The 17,882-nt window shown below is 34.2% G+C and carries 10 protein-coding genes, 1 tRNA gene and 1 pseudogene; 8 read left to right on the plus strand and 4 right to left on the minus strand.

All coding sequences use genetic code 11. The annotated features are described in order from the left end of the window. Nucleotides 1–302 precede the first annotated feature (302 nt). From D5R40_RS35125 to D5R40_RS41985, 3 genes and pseudogenes are all read left to right on the plus strand, one after another. Entirely contained in the window at nucleotides 303–446 is a 144-nt protein-coding gene (locus D5R40_RS35125) for a hypothetical protein (protein ID WP_161564689.1), read from the plus strand. Between the two features lie 398 nt (nucleotides 447–844). Then, entirely contained in the window at nucleotides 845–5,119 is a 4,275-nt protein-coding gene (locus D5R40_RS12330) for a tetratricopeptide repeat protein (protein ID WP_124154708.1), read from the plus strand. Between the two features lie 872 nt (nucleotides 5,120–5,991). Beyond that, nucleotides 5,992–6,298 (plus strand): annotated as a pseudogene (locus D5R40_RS41985) (helix-turn-helix domain-containing protein); the annotation flags it as partial. A gap of 2,126 nt (nucleotides 6,299–8,424) precedes the next feature. Here D5R40_RS41985 and D5R40_RS12345 read toward each other — a convergent pair. Beyond that, a tRNA-Ile gene (locus D5R40_RS12345) sits at nucleotides 8,425–8,497 on the minus strand. A gap of 186 nt (nucleotides 8,498–8,683) precedes the next feature. Here D5R40_RS12345 and D5R40_RS12350 point away from each other — a divergent pair. The 4 genes from D5R40_RS12350 to D5R40_RS12360 all read left to right on the plus strand — a co-directional run bounded on the left by D5R40_RS12350 (nucleotide 8,684) and on the right by D5R40_RS12360 (nucleotide 12,590). Continuing rightward, on the plus strand, nucleotides 8,684–9,352 hold the full coding sequence (locus D5R40_RS12350) for a hypothetical protein (protein ID WP_124154709.1): 669 nt from the start codon (nucleotides 8,684–8,686) through the stop codon (nucleotides 9,350–9,352). 505 nt (nucleotides 9,353–9,857) lie between these two features. Continuing rightward, nucleotides 9,858–10,016: a hypothetical protein gene (locus tag D5R40_RS37705; protein WP_205127523.1), complete on the plus strand. Its 159-nt coding sequence runs from the start codon at nucleotides 9,858–9,860 to the stop codon at nucleotides 10,014–10,016. A gap of 588 nt (nucleotides 10,017–10,604) precedes the next feature. Next, nucleotides 10,605–10,721: a hypothetical protein gene (locus tag D5R40_RS42590; RefSeq protein ID WP_205127525.1), complete on the plus strand. Its 117-nt coding sequence runs from the start codon at nucleotides 10,605–10,607 to the stop codon at nucleotides 10,719–10,721. 342 nt (nucleotides 10,722–11,063) lie between these two features. Next, nucleotides 11,064–12,590 carry a hemolysin family protein gene (locus D5R40_RS12360; RefSeq protein WP_240039160.1) on the plus strand — a complete coding sequence of 509 codons (1,527 nt, stop codon included), beginning with the start codon at nucleotides 11,064–11,066 and terminating at the stop codon, nucleotides 12,588–12,590. Nucleotides 12,591–13,401: 811 nt separating this feature from the next. Here the strand turns inward: D5R40_RS12360 and queF are convergent. After that, nucleotides 13,402–13,836, minus strand: coding sequence for a preQ(1) synthase (gene queF, locus D5R40_RS12365; protein ID WP_124147072.1), 435 nt, complete (start codon nucleotides 13,834–13,836; stop codon nucleotides 13,402–13,404). 143 nt (nucleotides 13,837–13,979) lie between these two features. On the opposite strand from queF, the gene D5R40_RS12370 reads away from it, so the two are divergent. Then, the gene (locus D5R40_RS12370) at nucleotides 13,980–14,558 is read left to right on the plus strand and encodes a hypothetical protein (protein ID WP_124147073.1); all 579 of its coding nucleotides are present in this window, start codon (nucleotides 13,980–13,982) and stop codon (nucleotides 14,556–14,558) included. A gap of 512 nt (nucleotides 14,559–15,070) precedes the next feature. Here D5R40_RS12370 and speD read toward each other — a convergent pair. Beyond that, nucleotides 15,071–15,517, minus strand: a complete 447-nt coding sequence (gene speD / locus D5R40_RS12375) for an adenosylmethionine decarboxylase (RefSeq protein WP_124147074.1) — start codon at nucleotides 15,515–15,517, stop codon at nucleotides 15,071–15,073. Between the two features lie 163 nt (nucleotides 15,518–15,680). Then, on the minus strand, nucleotides 15,681–16,736 hold the full coding sequence (locus D5R40_RS12380) for a pentapeptide repeat-containing protein (RefSeq protein WP_124147075.1): 1,056 nt from the start codon (nucleotides 16,734–16,736) through the stop codon (nucleotides 15,681–15,683). Nucleotides 16,737–17,882 lie beyond the last annotated feature (1,146 nt).

Consider the following 17,882-nt stretch of genomic DNA (forward strand, 5'->3'; position numbering starts at 1 on the left):
GAGTTTCAGTTTTTTTATCTACTTTTTGATTACCCGCAACTTATTTAGGATTGCTATAGTTGATAATTTTAACATTGCCAGTTAAAGATATTTTTGAGTTGAATTTCTTATCTTTGCTCATTGAATTCCAACACTTTGACTAATTAGCTATTTACCATTTTCTTAATTCTTCAGCCTTTAACATAGAAAAATATATATTACTGTACTATTTAATACATTTATCCGATCGTCAAAACTAATATTTATTGAGTAATACTTATTGTCTGAAAACTTGAGCTGATAAGAACTTCAGATTATTTTTTTTGTTTATTGTTCAATTATTTGTGAGATTATTAAACATCTCCAATAATAAAAAATCAAATCAATTATCCCGTTTGAAGAAGGAGACAGGAGACAGGAGACAGGAGACAGGAGGAAAATTACATGGGGATTCTAACCCCAAGTAATTTTGAACACCGTGTAGACGGTGGGGTATTAAACCCACAAAGAAAATGATAAATTATCAATTCTTTCCCCCTACTCCCTACTCTCTACTCCCTACTCCCTTTTTTCCAAAGAGGTCTATTGAGTCGATCGCTATAAGATTAGAATTTTACTCTTCTCCGCTCAGTAGAAAATGAACAAATAGAGATAGTAATTGATCTTTTGATTTTGGGTTTAATACCCCACCGTCTGAGGGTGTTAACAATTGGTTGGGGTTTGAGTCCCAATCCACTTTTTGCTTCTTCCTTCTTCCTTCTTCCTTTTTGCTTCTTCCTTCTTCTACTTTCGTAGATTACATGAAAAATAGTACTGTGTTAAACTATTTATTACTATAAAAATCAAAGAGTAATAAAGTCAATGTATGTTACTGCCTGCTGTTTTACATCCTGATATAGTTGAATTTCTCCGAAAAGATGTGGAAAGTAATTTACAAAAAAAAGTATGGGAATGTATTAAAAAACTGAAGCAGCAAAAATTTGATGGTGGATTGCGGGTTAAAAAGCTGAAGGGAATCAATAAAAGAGTATGGGAAGCTAGAATTAACAGTGCTAGTCGCTTAATTTTTACCTACAATAAGTCATCGCAACCAGAAACAGGAAAAATGCAAGTTTATCTGGTAATTCAAGATATTTGTGTAGACCATGATGATGTATCACGACGTGCTAAAGCGAGAAATAAAAGTCCTGATTCAGAATGGTTAGAAACAGAAGAAATAGAAGTGGTTTTAGAAACTAGCGACTTTAAAAATTTAGATAATTACGCAGATGGAAATAATCAATATTCAGCAGCAGAAAAAACAAAGATTGACATAGTAGAAGCTCTAGAGTTAGAACTTAATTCAGATTTGACAGATGATGAATTGCTAGGAAATATTCAGTGGCGAGTATTAGAGTCAGAAACGGAATGGCAAAAAGCAATTATTGAGCAAAATACAGATTTACCTTTAAAGTTGACAGCAGAAGAATATGAACTTGCTAGACTTTCAGGAAATCTTTTATTAAATGGTAGTGCTGGTACAGGCAAAACCACAGTGGCATTATATAGAATGCTGCAAAAAAGAGAGTATAACAATTCAGGGAAACGTTTATATATAGCCTATAATCATTTGCTGGTTAATAATGCAGAAGAACAATTTTATAAAATAGTCGCAGATAGTGAATTAGAAAAAGCAGAAAATAATCAAATAAGTCAAATAATTTTTGAGTTTAAAAATCTTCAGGAACTATGTTTGGAAATTATGAGTAGTTATCATCAAGAATATCATTATCAAAATGAAGTAAACTATCAAGTTTTCTCGGGAATGTACAAGGCACATCCTCGAAAAAAACAATATCCAACGTCTTTAGTGTGGGAAGAAATTAGAAGTGCTATTAAAGGAAAACAACTATCTATAACAGAATATCTTTTGTCTGAAAAAGCTTACGAAGAAATCAGTAAAAATAGTATGACTTGTCTGGAGGAAAGACATCGTAGAGAAATCTATAAAATTGCAACATGGTATCAAAAAAAACTTCAAAAAGAAAAATTATATGATGAAATAGATTTAGTCAGACAAGTGTTGAAATTAATTGAAAATAATTATAGTGAAAAATACGATCTGATTGTTTGTGATGAGGTACAAGATTTAACAGAAATACAATTAGAGTTATTATTTAAGTTAGTTAATCCCAATGGAAATTTATTTTTTGCTGGAGACTCTTATCAGATGATTAGTCCTAGTGGTTTTCAATGGGAAAAACTAAAACATAAATTTTATCCTCACAGAAAAGTAGATAGACAAACTTTAAAGTTTAATTTTCGTAGTGTAGGAAGCTTAGTAAATTTAGCGAATCAACTACTAAAATTACGTTCTCGATACTTAGCAGAACCTACAGGAAGTTATTCTATTACAAACAGTAGTAAGGGTCAATTAGCTAGGACGATTTCAGCAGATTATCAAACATTAATAAAAACATTAAAAGAAACATCTTTATATCCTGGTGATGCTATTTTAGTCAGACAAGAATCAGATAAAGAAAAAATTAGAGCCGAACTAAATTCTAGTTTTGTTTTTACAATTGAAGAAATAAAAGGATTAGAATTTGATACAGTTTTTCTCGTAGAATTTTTTCAGCCTACAAAAAAACTTTGGGGTAAAGTTATACGAGGTGGGTTACTAAAAGAAAAAGAAAAACCAGCATTTCAACTAGAATTAAACTTACTTTATGTAGCAATTACCCGCGCTAGTAGAATATTAAATATTTGGGAATCACAGCTTAGTGCCCTCTGGCAAGAACCAGAATTTCAAGGTTTATTTCAGTCAATAATTCCCGAATTAGTAAGAAGCGACCGCGTAAATCCTAGTTCAGAAACATGGCATAAACAAGGGGAATATTATTTAAAAGCAGGATTCTATCAACAAGCAAAAGAATGCTTTACTAAATCCGGCGATCTAACTTTAGAAAAACAAGCTCAAGCCAAATTATTAATTCAAAAACAAGCTTATGATGAAGCAGCAAAAATTTTTGTTGAGTTAAGAGAATGGCAAGAAGCAGCACTACTATTTGAGAAATTAAAAAAATGGCAAGAAGCAGCAAAATGTTGGGTGAAAATTGGAGAAAACCAGAGGCAAAAAATTTGTGAAGCTTACAACTTGGAAGTAAACTTAAAATGGTTAGCAGCAGCAAAAAAATGGGAAGAACTCGAAAATTTTGCTAATTCTAAACGCTGCAAGATGAATATTCCCGAAAAAAAAGCAGAATATCAAGCTATTGAATTTGAAGAGAAAAAACAATGGCTTAAAGCTGCTTATGAATATGACTTAGCCAAAATACCTCAGAAAGCAGCATTGTGTAGAGCCAAAGAATTTGAAAACAAAAAACAATGGGAAAAAGCTATTACTCAATATCAAATAGCAGGAATGGAAGAAAAAGCAAAAAAATGCCGCCTTCGAGGAGTAAACGAACTACATAAACAAGGACTAATTAAACTACAAAAAAGAGATAATACTGGCGCTATAGAAAACTATAACCGAGCAATAATACTAGACCCAAATAATCATCAATTTTACAAAAACAAAGGTATTGCAATGGCTCAATTGGGAAACTTAAAGGCAGCAATAGCAAATTTTCACAAAGCATTAAAACTTGAACCAAAAGACCTCCAAAATTATCATAATTTAGGGGCAACTTATGCAGAATTAGGCAAATTAAATCAAGCCATAAATCTTTTTTCTCAAGCTCTGAAATTTAATCCTCAAGACTCTCAAATTTACCATAACTTAGGAGTAGTTCATTTTAAAGCAGGAGACCCACAAGGAGCCATCGCAGATTATGATCGAGCAATAAAATTTAATCCCACAAAAATAGAAGCTTACTATAATCGAGGTATTGCCCGTCGTTCCCTGGGAGATAGGCAAGGTGCAATTGATGACTTCACCACATTATTAAAACTCAATCCTCAAGTTGTAGATGCTTATACCCAACGAGGTGCTGTTAAGTTTGACATGAAAGATATAAAAGGAGCGATCGCCGACTTCAACGAAGCAATTAAACTTAATCCTAAACATCCTGAAGCCATTTACAACCGAGCTATAGTCCGTCGTGTGATGCGAGATAACAATGGTTCCCTAGAAGATTTTAACCAGGTTATACAAATTAATCCTAACTATGTGGATGCTTATATCAAACGAGGTATAGTTCGTTTCGATCTTGGAGAGCATCGCGGTGCTCTAGAAGACTTAAACCGTGCAATACAACTTCAACCCAAAAATGCAGAAGCTTTTTATCATCGAGGTAACACTAAGCGAAGTCTGGGAAATTTTCCCGGAGCGGTCGCTGATTTTCAGACTGCCATACATCTCAACTCCCAATATCATCAAGCTTATAACGACCTTGGCATTGTACGTCTGAAAATGGGAGATATAAAAGGGGCAATGAAAGACTTTGAAGCAGCTATACAAATTAATCCTAATTATGCCGAAGGTCATAATAACCGAGGCTTTACCAAGTTTAGGCTAGGAGATATAAAAGGGGCAATGAAAGACTTTGAAATAGCTCTACAAATTAATCCTAACTATGCCGAAGCACATAATAATCTCGGAAATGCTCGCTTTCAAGCAGGAGATTTTCAGGGAGCTATTGATGACTTTGGCCAGACTCTAAGCATTAATCCCAACTATGTTCCTGCCTATAATAATCGAGGTTTAGCTCGTTTGAAACTAGGAGGCTTTTCTGAGGCGATCGCTGATTGTCAAGCAGCGCTAAAAATAAACCCCAACTATGGTTTAGCCTACTATAATTTGGGCTTAATTCACTGTGAAATGGGAGATTTGCAGCAAGCTATTCTAGACTATAACGAAGTATTAAAATTGTATCCGAGAAAAATAGACGCTTATATTAACCGAGGGCTAATTTATATGAAGTTAAAAGACTATGCTCAAGCGGTTAAGGATCAAAGCAGTGCTTTAGATATTAATCCTAATCTAGGTCACGCTTATTCTTTTCGTAGTGAAGGATATATGAAATTAGGAAACTTTCAAGCTGCTCTTGATGATTTACACAAAGCAGCAGAAATTTATCAAAAACAAGGAAAGCGACAAGAATACGAAAAGATTATCAAGACTATTGATAGTATTAAAGATGAGCACGACCCATAGACATCGGCATGGAAACTACGGCAGTTTTTAGATGGGTAAACCACAGTTAAAAAGTTAGGTGGTAGGTGTTAGGTGTTAGGTGGTAGGTGAAACGAGGGCTGCGAATTCCACAATAGATGACTAACCTTGTGGTCTACTCCAGTGAAAAGCGCTGTAAGTTTTTGCCCAGGCATTTAGTAAACACACAAAATTAATTACCTATTTTTATCATCAAAATATATCCTCAGATAAAAGGAAGCAAAATTTTGATTTATATCATGTATCTTTACAGCGCTTTTCATTAGACATCTCCAAAATCAAAATTAAGGTAAAATTGTAGTGACCAATTATATATACGCTGTCCCCAAATAAATAACACCATTTCTCAAAAACTTTTCTACATTTTCTTGAGTATGGGAGTATGGGAGTGGGGGAGTGGGGGAGAAGTAAAAATAATAATAATTCATATTAAATATGCTCAAATTAGCAAAAAAAAATATTAGGATAGTTTAATTACTTAATAACTGAAGTGTTACCTAAGTAGATAATTACTTTTGGCAATTAGTCTAATGTATTAGAATATATTTATAATCATCCACTCATCAACAAAAAAAAATTATTGGTATTACAGATAAACAACTAATAAAATTAATAGAAAATCCTCAAAAAGTTGAATAAAAAAAAGACAGGCGATAATGCTCCGCATCGCTAACGCTAACGCTAGTCAAGAAAAAATATTAATCAAGGCAGTAGGAGCAAGAAAAAAGTCTTTAAGCAAGGGGGAAGAAATAATTTTGACGTTATATTATTTGCATCATGTACCAACATTTCAGCTACTAGGAGCAATAGATATCTCCAAAATAGAAAATCAGGTAAAATCATCAAAACCATTTATGTCTGCAGTATCCCAAATGAATCCAATTTTAGAATATATTTATAACCATCCACTCATCAACAAAAAGAATTATTGTTATTACTGACAAACAGCTAATAAAATTAATAGAAAATGCCCAAATAATAGAATCAGAAAAAAAGAGGCGATGTAGCTGCCGCACTTGCTCCGCCAACGCCAAAACAGAAAAAAGATTAATTACAGCAGATGGAGGAAGAAAAAAGAATTTAACTCAGGAATAAGAAATAATTTTAACGTTATTTTATTTACATCAAATACCAAGTTTTCAAACATTAGGAATCAACTTTCGTAAAAGTACAATAAATATTTATATTAGTAACACGAAGTATCTCTGATAACCATAAAACTGTACAAATTAACTACCTTCATGAGTGGCGATAACCTCCGGTTAAGCGTACGCTATCGCTCCACTAAAGATAGTTAGGATAGGCCTTTGAGTATTTTTGGAGATGTCTAATATAGTAATAAAAAACTAGATAAAAATGTTTAATAATTAACAATGACTGTCTATAATACTATTAAAAAAAAGAATGTTACGAATAATCAGGGCAATTAAAATACTTTATAGGAGATGTCTCTTGGGCTAAAAAGATAAATTCAGACTTAAAAACTGCTATTAAAGCTATTCCCATACGACTCCTGATTCCTGACTCCTGACTCCTAAGAAATATGCTAGCTATTTGTAGTAAACATTTATCAAGTTGGCATAATACTGTAAAACGCGTAAAAAATGACGCTCTGGAGGAGCTGGCGATCGCTTCAGTAAAGATAGTTATAGCAAGTGCCTGATGATTTTTGGAGATGTCTATTTAAGTAGACCACAAAATTATTTTCGGTTAGGGAGTAGGGAGTCGAAAAATGCTTTTGGGTTGCTGATGATTATGATTGGCTCAACAAACAGGAAGGATAAAAATGTCACCGTACTATCCAGTATAGTTTTCTTGGAATTTCAAGGGTTTGAGTATTCGTTGTAGCTTATTCCGGAATGATAGATTTTGTGCGCTTTTAGGGAGTTGGAATGTGACAATTTTTTTCTGAGCTTGATTGCCACTAATATACTCTACCTATATTTACAATTTCTGTTTTGCAATCTCATTTATCTCAATTCATTTTATTAAGCTTCTAGGCATAGCCAAATTCTTAATTCCAAAATACACTAAATTTTACTTTTGAGCAATCAATGCTGTATTGTTTATCTATCAAGATTTTCAGCTTTTTATATAGGAGTAGGAAATAGAGGTGCGATTGCATCTTTTTTCGCCCTAAATTGCACCTTAAAAAGGGATGTTGAACTAATTTTGCTAATTTTATTTTAAATAACTAATGTTTAATTGAATTTTTGATAATTTTTAATTATTTTAGTATTTGTACCTACTTCTTCAAGACATGGACAAGTTTAAATAATTCATAATTATAGTAATTATAAATAATGCTGATACTTGCATAGCAGAAGTAAAGAAGGAAGGACAGAAGTTGGAAAAATTTTGCGTTGTCTAAGTTTTAAGCTTTTGATATGTCCTAACTGGAGAGTACAAAGTTCTGCTAAAAAACAGTTGGCTCTCAAGATTGAAAGTGTTACTGGGAAAGGTTTACAGCACCTACGCTCTGTGAATGGAGAATTTTTAACCTTGAGTCCGTGAAACCCTTGACTAGCAATAGTTATTCCCAGAACTTTGCACTGTCTAGTGTCCTAACTTTTGCTTCGACTGCTATATATCGGGACTTTAGCAAAAAACGCCTTAAAAAAAGCCTTAAAATCTTGCTGGGTAATGCTTTAACGTTAAAATAGGCTATTTCTTGATATATCTTAGGTTTTCCTGGGTCATGCTACCCAAAGAACCATTTTTATCCTGTTGACGTATTTTCTTTGCTACTGTTGAGTTTGAAGCCATTTTCACTGTCAAAAATATCAAAGTCCTGATATGGATTTTTTCCTGATTTACAAAGAAGTTAGTAGTACTTAGGCATTTTCAAGTAGGAAAAATGCGTCAAAGTCAGTCTAGACAAGGGAATTACATCGATGCCTTAAAAATGGCTAGAACCCTTAGTAATTCAGTATTTATGTCTTTTTAACGCAAAAGCCTCTGCCCATCTATATTTGCCTAAGTCCCGAGATAGTCCTGCATAGTAATGGTAGGATACATATTTTTTAATTTCTCCCACACTCCTCATCTCCCACACTCCCCATCTCCCCAAACTCCCGGTGCTTCCTTTACCATTACTATGCACCACCACCAGTCCCGATAATTCTATCTGAATGGAGTGCTTATTTTTTGTTTGGTCGCGATTTATTTCCCGGTAAATCGGATATTAGACCGGGAGTCCTCTGGCTCCATTTAAGATATAAAATGCTAAAACCTTTAACCAGCAAAGATTTTAGTATATTTCGAGGAATTAATTTGATAGAGTTGTATGCGCCCTGCTGGAATCGAACCAGCCTGAAAGCGAATTATGAGCTCGCTGCCTCCCCAATCGGCCAAAGGCGCCTATTTCTAAGTTTACCTTTATATCGTCACATTAAGCTAGCTTGGACTTTTCTTAGATAACCTAACATATCATAACATAGTTTCTGGAGTTAAGTTAAATTTTTGGACATAAATATTTCTAAATTTATACTAAAATATAGTATATCATAACAGAAAACAATATTATGCCTAAGAAATAAAAAAACTATGAATTCTAGTATTGTGCTAACTCTAAGCTTACTAACCCTAATGTTTGGTGCAGGTTTGGGTAGTGCTTCTTGGGGGTTTAAGCTAGGAAGGGAAGCTTTAAAAGGAATTACTCAACCAGATACTCGTCCCACTAATAATTTAGCAGGTGCTAGAGACAGTTCAAATCGCAAAGAAGGATTAGTCTTGTTAGAAGAGGAAAAAATTATTACCACTGTAAAAAATATTATCATAAATGGTGGAGTAATTGAAGAAAAAACTACTAAAAAAGACTCCCAGAACAAACAAGCCAAAGCAAAGTCTTCTCAAGAAAATCAATCCCAGCAAAGTTTTCCAATTGTGAGTAGTGACGCTGGAGTAGCTCTAGAAGTTAATGATGTTCGTCGATGGGGTAATTCTCTAGTTTTAGATGTCAATTTAAAAAATGAAGGAGACCGAGCTGTAAGATTTCTGTACAGTTTTTTGAATGTTACAGATGACCAGGGAAGGTCTCTCAGCGCAAGTACAGAAGATTTACCAGGAGAATTACCACCCAATGGTAGAAGATATTATGGTATTATTACGATTCCAGTTGCATTATTAGATAATGCCAAAGAACTTTCCTTGGAACTGACAGATTATCCTGGTCAAAATTTAGATTTAAAAATGTCTAGAATCAAAATAGATTAAGTGGATTAGATATTTTTTTGAGTAGGTTGTTAGTTAGATAAAAAAAGTTATCTATCACATAAGTTAATTTATTTATCTCTAATCGATCGTCAGAGAAAGCAAAGTTAAATTTTAACTTTGAAGAGCAAAGAAATCTAATGAAGTTGCCCAAGATTTAATGGTATAATAAACGTTGTACATAAATATAGTCTTATGTAGTCAAACAATGTCAAATATCTTCGTGAAATTGTACTCACTAGCTACTAAATATTTGAAAAATTTAATAACTCAAAGGCTTTATGTTTAATGGTATAATCGGCAGGTAGCTGAGAATCCCTGGCTAAATCACCATAATTAAAGATTAATAAATGCTCGGCTCCTAATATAATTTTAACCCCTTGATTTATCAGATTATTTGAGAGACTTATGATTCAAAAAAATCATCGGTTTTATCCTGAAATTGACCGACCGTGTTTCTTGTCGAAAAATATCTTAAACTCATGCTAATTATTTAGTTCATCAGTCTTTGATATTTGAAAATATTTATCGTCACTATTTGGACTTGCAAAAGAAGCTACAATCTCAAGGAGACTATCAAGCAATGCCAGCTAAAGTATCTCAACAAATCTTGATGATAATAGATCGAAACACCGAAGAGTTTTTTAGCAGCGAACGAAGTTTATAAACACCAAGCCATCAAAGTTTAATGCTCGTCCTCGTCTTCGGGGATATAAAAATAAAATAACGGGAAGAAATATTGTAGTTTATACAAAACAAGCCATCAGCCATAGGCAACTTAAACAAGTAATTATTAATCCAAGTAAAACATGGATTGATCTAAAAACATTAGTACCTACTTCATAAATTAAACAAGTTCGTCTGGTCCCTAAAATTAATCATTATGTAATAGAGGTCATTTATAAAGCTAATGAAAAACAATACGAGCTAGAGAAAAATCGTTGTGCCAGTATTTATATAGGATTAAACAACTTAGCTACATTAACTTTTAATCAAGCTGGAATCAAACCACTCTAGATAAATGGCAGACCGTTAAAATCTATTATCAATCAATACTATAATAAAGTTAAAAGCTTCTGACAATCTCAACTCCAGGAAAATAGATCGAGTCTGAGACTGAAAAAGCTGATCTTAAAAAGAGAATTTAAAATCAACGATTATCTTGGGTATTGCATCCCGTTTGATTATTGATACTCTAATTAATCAGAAAATAGGAACTTTGATAATTGGGCACAATTAAGAGTGGAAACAGAAGATAAATTTAGGGAAAAGAAATAATCAAAATTTTGTCTGTGTTCCCTATAACAGGTTAATAGAAATGTTATCTTATAAAGCCAAGATGGTAGGGATAGATGTAATTATTACAGAATAATCTTACACCTCAAAAGCAAGTTTTATAGATAATGATTTGATTCCAGTGTACAAGAAAGGTCAGAAAAATCATGTCACCTTTTCTGGAAAAAGAATAAAAAGAGGAATGCAATCGCACTGCCAGCAAAGGATTAATTAATGAGTTATGTGAACGGTTCTTTGAATATTATGAGAAAAGTAGCTCTCTTTTGTCTTTGACCATGGGAAGCGAGGGTGTTGTAGTTCACGAGCGTCAGGATAACACCTGCGATCCGAAGGATATGTCTTATGTGACTATATCCTTATAAACTATAAATTGTTAAATATTAAACATGAAAATTTTCAGAGGTCTGAGGCAGAATCAATGGCAATAAGTTTGGGAGAAATGCCAAGCTTAGAAATCCTGACATCGACAGAGATAATGTCGCGACTTTTGTCAGTCTTTCTGCTAATTATCATCAATGCCTTTTTTGTGGTGGCAGAATTTTCTATAGTTTCTGTGCGTAGATCCCGCATTAATCAATTAGTCGATGCAGGTGATGTTCAAGCGAAAATTGTTCAACAACTTCAAAAAAATATAGACAGACTACTCTCAACCACTCAGTTAGGTATTACTTTGTCTAGTTTAGCTTTAGGTTGGATTGCTGAAGGAACTATGGCAGTAATTGTTAGATCTGCAATAGTTAAACTACCCCTACCTATTCATGTTACTCAAGCGATCGCTCACTCCCTAGCTATCCCAATTGTCACCTTTTTTATTTTGGCTTACCTGCAAATTGTCCTAGGAGAATTATGCCCAAAATCAGTAGCACTATTATATTCAGAAAAATTATCGAGATTATTTGGTCCTTTGAGTCTAGCTATCTCTCGCTTCTTTAATCCATTTATTTGGGTATTAAATCAATCTACTCGTTGGTTATTACGACTGATAGGAATTAAATACACTGGCAGTGTCTGGAAAACACCTGTTACCCCTGAAGAATTACAATTAATTATCTCTACTTCTACTGAATCAACTGGTTTAGAAGCAGAAGAACGACAATTACTTAGTAATGTCTTTGAATTTGGGGAAGTATCAGCTTTAGAAGTCATGGTTCAACGCACTAATATAGATGCTATCTCTAGTACGGCTACTTTTAAAAATTTGTTAGATGAAATTAAGGTATCTGGTCATTCTCGTTATCCTGTCATTGGTGAGTCCATAGACGACATTCAGGGTATTATAGATTTCAAAGAATTGGCTCAACCTTTAGCAAAAGGTTTATTATCCTCACAAACTTTAATTATACCTTGGATTCGTCCTGTAAGGTTTGTATCTGGACAAATGTATTTGAGCGAGTTATTATCATTGATGCAAAGAATGCGTCAAATTCCAAACAGTCGTCAGCACCCAGAAATGGTAATAGTAGTAGATGAATTTGGTGGTACTGCTGGGTTAATTACGCGAGAGGATTTGATTGCTGAAATTATCGGCGGTAATAGTTATGAAGTAACTGGTACTGAAGAATTTACTCTACAAATGTTAGACGATAAGACTTTTATTGTGCAAGCACAGTTAAGTGTAGAAGAAGTTAATGAACTATTGAATTTAGATTTACCTCTAACTGAAGATTATCAAACTTTGGGAGGATTTTTGATTTATCAGTTACAAAAAATACCTACTGCTGGAGAAAAGTTATGGTATGAAAATCTTGAATTTACTATTATTTCTGCCGAAGGCCCACGTCTCGATCAAATTAAAATTAGTCAATTAGAAGAGTTAGAAAATGAGCAAATTGTTAATGCGTTTTTAGAAGATGAAGCAGGAGAAAAAGTCAATCAAACTACATCAGATGAACTAATTGATAGCTCAGTTTTTCAGGCTGAAACTGACCCTCAAGATATGAACTAAAACCTTTATTATAGCAAGTTTTCTGGTTCTAAGAGGAGAGTTCAATAATTAATAATTAATAATTAATAATTACCTCTGTTTGAAAAGAAGAAAATTGATGCGGTAGAGAAATTTTTTTCTTCTCTTGGTCTCATGGATATGGCTCCGAGACCCGTTCTTACAGACCCGCTCCGAAGATCGCCATCCCACCCTACGGGAAGCTCCGAAGACTCACGGCTTTTTTCTCCTTTAAAGGAGAGGTTTTAAACCTTAATTATTCGGTAAATATCAAGTTAATCCTCATTTTTGTTGTCTGTTACTTTTTTCTGCATATAATATAGTACACCTCTTGCAAAAATATTATATGCTATATTTATAAGCCATTTTTTGTCTAGTTTGACGTGAAAATATACCCAGAATTGCTCATTTTTTTGAACTAATTAGGGCTTGCTCAATAAAGCTAAAAGTCAGGATAGCTGACGGTAATGGAGCTTTGTATATTCAGCTTATCTCCTAGTTATTGGCTCTTATTTCCCTCAAAATACTGAAATTTTCTGCTGAAATTCAAGAAAATTTCTTCACATAAAATAGCCGAAACCTTTGCCTGTTCCTCCCATCTCCGCGCCGCCGTGTCCTACCCCCACCAACTAATTTTTTCAGCAGACCCTAATTAAATATACAGCGATCGCCAATTTACAAAATCATTAAAAATTGGCACACTAAAAAAGTTTAGCTCATCATTAAAAGCTCAACTAACTATCGGTTTAATAGATTTTTATTAAAACTTAATTAGCAAAGCTGACCGCAAGCTAGCTGAATACTTACCCTGTAATTACTTATCTAAATTTTCTTTATAATGTTCGACTTCAATAGTAGTATGAACATTTCCTCGTGGATAAAAATTAGCTTTAATTTTTACTTCTAAAGGGTCACAAGCAGCTACCAAATCATCTAAAATTTGATTCACTGATTCTTCATGGGAAATATAACGGTCGCGATAACTATTAATATACAATTTCAGTGCTTTCAATTCCACCACTCGTTCATTTGGAACATATTTTACGTCAATTGTGGCAAAATCTGGATAACCAGAAAAAGGGCATTTACAAGTAAATTCTGGTAAAGTAATGTTAATTTCATAACGTCGTCCAACACGGGGATTAGGAAAAGTAATTAACTCTCCTTCTAATATATTCCGCTCTCCATATTTAGCTTCTTGCATATTAAACTCTTGAGAAAGTTCATGGTTAGTTTCAGAATAATTCATAGATATTAATTAAACAATTTGGAAATACAATTTGTAGAAGTAAATGCTTTTCTTTAATCGTGACTTGACTAATTTATATTTTATTGCTCTAATTTCACTAATTATCCCCCATAATTATTGAAAAATATCATAGTAGTAAAATAATGCAAAATATTAGCGCATCTAGTCAGATGGGACATAATTCCGAAAATAACTACTCTCCATCTATACCTATTTCTGTATATAGAGAAGCTACTGCTGAACTACAAGCAACTCAAATTAAGCTAGAATCACTCAAAGTTCATAATGAACAGTTAATCCAGCAAAATCAAAAACTCAGAAGAGAATTTGAAAAAGTGATTCACTCTGCGACACAGCTACAAGAAATTATAAATTCTTCTGTGCTAGTAACTCAACCTCAAATGTCTTCTTTTCCCAACTCTGAACTTAAGGTAGATACTTTTAGAGATAACTCTTTTAATTCTGATTTTGAAGTAGATTCTCCTGAAACATCATCTTCCTCACCTTCTCTACCATTTACCGACTCTAAAAAAGCAGATCCAGATTTTCCAGAGTATCTATATACAGAAGAACCAGATATAAGTAGCTACAGCAAAACTTCTAATTCCACACAAGTATCTGACCTCAATGGAATTTGGTTAGTAGTTGCTATTTGTTTGATTGTAATTGCTGCATTTGGTGCTGGGTATTGGGTTGTTCGTCCAATTTTAAATCAGCGATAATGCTCCGCTTCGCTACTGCAATAACCAATACTCACCTAAGAAGTTACAGACTCAAACACATTATTATAATCCCACGGCTTTAGTCGTGGGGTTGTTAACTCAAACCAAGCATATATGTAATTTAGTTATTATTAATTTATATTGGTTGTTCATCCTCTTGCTAAACTCGTTTGTTTGACATACTCTACTTACTTCAGGGAGTTGATTTCTCCCAGACTCGTCAGGGATTACTGGATATTCAGACGGCTTAACTCTCTCTACTCGCGCAGTAGTTAACCAGAAGCGGGACTGTCCTCAGTCGTTCAGGTGGTTAGCCTCAGTTCTCGGATATCCGACCATAATGATTTTACCAGAAATAGAGTTTGATTAAATGGTTGGTACTTTGTTAGTTTCTCTAGCTGTTTTGACTGTGCCTTCGCCACCACAGGTTCTTAGTTTTGACCTTCTCGTACTCTTTGCCTCCAAATGATTTCTCTAGCCTACGAAGTAGAGGGTCAGGTACTAATCCAAGCTTAACACAAAGTCGCCCTGAAACGGCGAGGCTTTAAAGCCTGTTTTTCGGTAAAACTGTTGACATTACGATCTTTTGTAGAAGTATCTTGGACTCCCATCCCAGGGTCAAAACCGCGCTTTATCTCAGTCAATTTTATTTGTTTAGCTTGGAGAGCTGTTTCTAGAATCTCTACAGCTTTATGCGGATTTCCATGACCACAAAAGAATAAGTCAGCAGCAAAGTAACCTAACTCAGGCCATGTATGGATGGCAATATGAGACTCTGCTAGTGTTGCCGTCGCAGTAACTCCATGAGGACTAAACTGATGAACACATAAATCTATGAGGGTTGCTCCTCCTGCTGTAATTGCATCAATTAAAGAGCAACGGATACGTTCAGAATCGTTGAGCAGTTCTGCAGGGGACTGCCAGGCATCAACGACTAGATGGGTTCCCAATTGTTTCATTCTACGCGGTTATACCTCCACCCGATTAAAGTCTTAAATTTATTAGTTTATCACAAAACTTTTGTATTTTTGAATTATGAGTAATTCATGTAACCACTTTTGGAGAATTTAGCTTTTTAGCTAGACTTGCTCCATAAATCTAAATCTATATCTATATTTAACTCTATCTGTGAGTTGAACCATTTGGCATAATTGCTTCTTTTAAGCAAACGTCCTCAAGAGCAGAAAGATTTAAACTAGACCCAATCAAGTTAGCACCACACAGGCAAGCTTCTTTTAAATCAGCACCTTTGAGAGATACTAGCAATAAACCGGAACCGTAAAGATTAGCTTTCTGTAAATTAGCACCTCGCAAATCAGCTTCCAATAAATTTGCTCCTGAGAGATTGGCCGCTTTCAAGTTAGCACCTCTTAAGTTAGCTTTTTTCAAGTCAACAGCTCGCAGGTCTGCTTGTTCAAGATTAACACCATTGAGATTAGTATTGCTAAGATTTGCTCCTTGTAGATTAACCCCACTCAAATTTGCTCCACTTAGATTAGCATTGCTCAGGTTTGCTCCTTGTAAGTCTGCCTCAATTAAGTGAGCAGCGCAAAGGTTGGCCTCTACCAAAGTTGCTTCTATTAAATCTGCCTTGATTAATTTTGCACCACTGAGATTTCCTCGTTGTAGATAAACTCGAATTAGACTTGCCTGATTTAATATAGTGCCACTTAGATCTACCTCACTCATAATTGCCCGATTCAAAGTGGCCTTAGTTAAGTCTGCGCCACTGAGAATAGCACGACTGAGGGTAGCTCCTGTTAGGTTGGCTTCAATCAGTTTTGAGCCATTCAGTAAACAAGTTCCGACCATGCTAGTGCCAATCAGAATAGCTTCTGTTAAATCTGCTTCTGAAAAAATAGCCCCACTCAGAATTACTCCACTTAAGTCAGCTTCAATAAGAGTGGTTTTAGTAAAGCTCGTAGCGCTCAAATTAGCTTCAATTAACTTAGCTTCAGAGAGGTTAGCATTACTAAAATCTGCACCAACTAGATTAGCTCCAATTAGTTTAGTTTTAGCTAGGTAAGAATTTTTGAAACTAGCATTACTTAAATTACTTCGATTCAGGTTAGCTGCACCTAAATTCACTGCAACTAGGTTAGCTCCTGGAAAATCTCTTTCTCCCTTTGAGTGTCTAATTAATAGTTCATTTGCACTTAAAAGCTCGCTGACATTCATAAAATAAATCTGTTAATTTATCTAGATTTTTGTTTATTTGCTTGATTTCCTCTTAATTGCCAAAAATTAAGTTTATAAGTTTAAAGGATTCTATATTTGGTTAAACTTTCAACAGAAATTATTTTTTGTTAATGCTAAACAAAGTTTGTCGGCGCAGCCCTTATCTGGGATGTCCTAGTGGTCTGTCAAAATATTATTGACGGGTTTTATCCCCCCTAACTACCCTTAAAAATGAGGGAATTAGAAAAAAGCTATGGACAGAATTAATTTTACAGACCACTAGTTTGAATAGGTTCATCAGTCTTGGATAATAGAACTTTACTCCATGACTAATTACTATTTGTTGTATTGATTGTATTGATCAAATTACAGGAGTTATTTGCTGGCATCCTTGTAGTCTAGAGACCCTTGTGTGGCTGCGGGTCTGTTCAGCTAGTGTCACCTCCCTGATAGTTCGTGGGACAACTAGATTGCAGGTTATTGTTATTATTAAGCTGCACAATAATTAAGCTATCAGGTTCGTCTGAAGCTGAACCTTGAGTATCTGATGTTCTTATACTGCATTTATTGCTTATATCTATTTGATCCATCAGTGCCTAATTTTTTTGAAATTGGCTGCTTCGTTAGTAAAAATGATAGCTGACAATTGACGATTAGACAAATTTTTGTTAGATTCAGTCTGAAATCTTTATACTTAAAAGATTTTAATTGACAAAAAGTTTTTTTATGATATTGTAAAAATAATTAGGGTTTGCTGAATAAAGTCTTTTTGATGGAGGAGGAGACAGGAGACAGGAGACAGGAGACAGGAGAAATGGAAATTTAGAGGAAGTTAGGAGTAAGAATTGTCCCTAAATTTTTCTGCCCAACTATGAGCCTAAAATACGCTCCTTTTTGAGCGTGAAGAGCTGAAAACCAGGTACTTTTTTCGCCCCCAAAAAGGCTAAAATCTTTATCTGTCAATGCTTTTAGATTTAATCAGCAAGCCCTAATTAAGAATTTAAAGTATGCCTGATATCAAGTCTAATTGAATAACCTCTATAAAGCTTGCTTCTTCAAATATAAATAGAGTTGTCGCTAAATAAAGGGAAAAAATCACTCTAACCTAGACAGAGCAATAATTCCCAGCATTTTTGCCATCCAATA

This window comes from Okeania hirsuta (assembly GCF_003838195.1).
Lineage (GTDB): Bacteria > Cyanobacteriota > Cyanobacteriia > Cyanobacteriales > Microcoleaceae > Okeania > Okeania hirsuta.

What these genes read in the sequence shown, in the direction of transcription:
- D5R40_RS12330 (WP_124154708.1), top strand. Translation starts at nt 845, where the DNA reads ATGTTACTGCCTGCTGTTTTACATCCTGATATAGTTGAATTTCTCCGA.
- speD (WP_124147074.1), bottom strand. Translation starts at nt 15,517, where the DNA reads ATGAAACAATTGGGAACCCATCTAGTCGTTGATGCCTGGCAGTCCCCT.
- D5R40_RS12370 (WP_124147073.1), top strand. Translation starts at nt 13,980, where the DNA reads ATGCAAAATATTAGCGCATCTAGTCAGATGGGACATAATTCCGAAAAT.
- D5R40_RS12360 (WP_240039160.1), top strand. Translation starts at nt 11,064, where the DNA reads ATGGCAATAAGTTTGGGAGAAATGCCAAGCTTAGAAATCCTGACATCG.
- queF (WP_124147072.1), bottom strand. Translation starts at nt 13,836, where the DNA reads ATGAATTATTCTGAAACTAACCATGAACTTTCTCAAGAGTTTAATATG.
- D5R40_RS12350 (WP_124154709.1), top strand. Translation starts at nt 8,684, where the DNA reads ATGAATTCTAGTATTGTGCTAACTCTAAGCTTACTAACCCTAATGTTT.
- D5R40_RS12380 (WP_124147075.1), bottom strand. Translation starts at nt 16,736, where the DNA reads ATGAATGTCAGCGAGCTTTTAAGTGCAAATGAACTATTAATTAGACAC.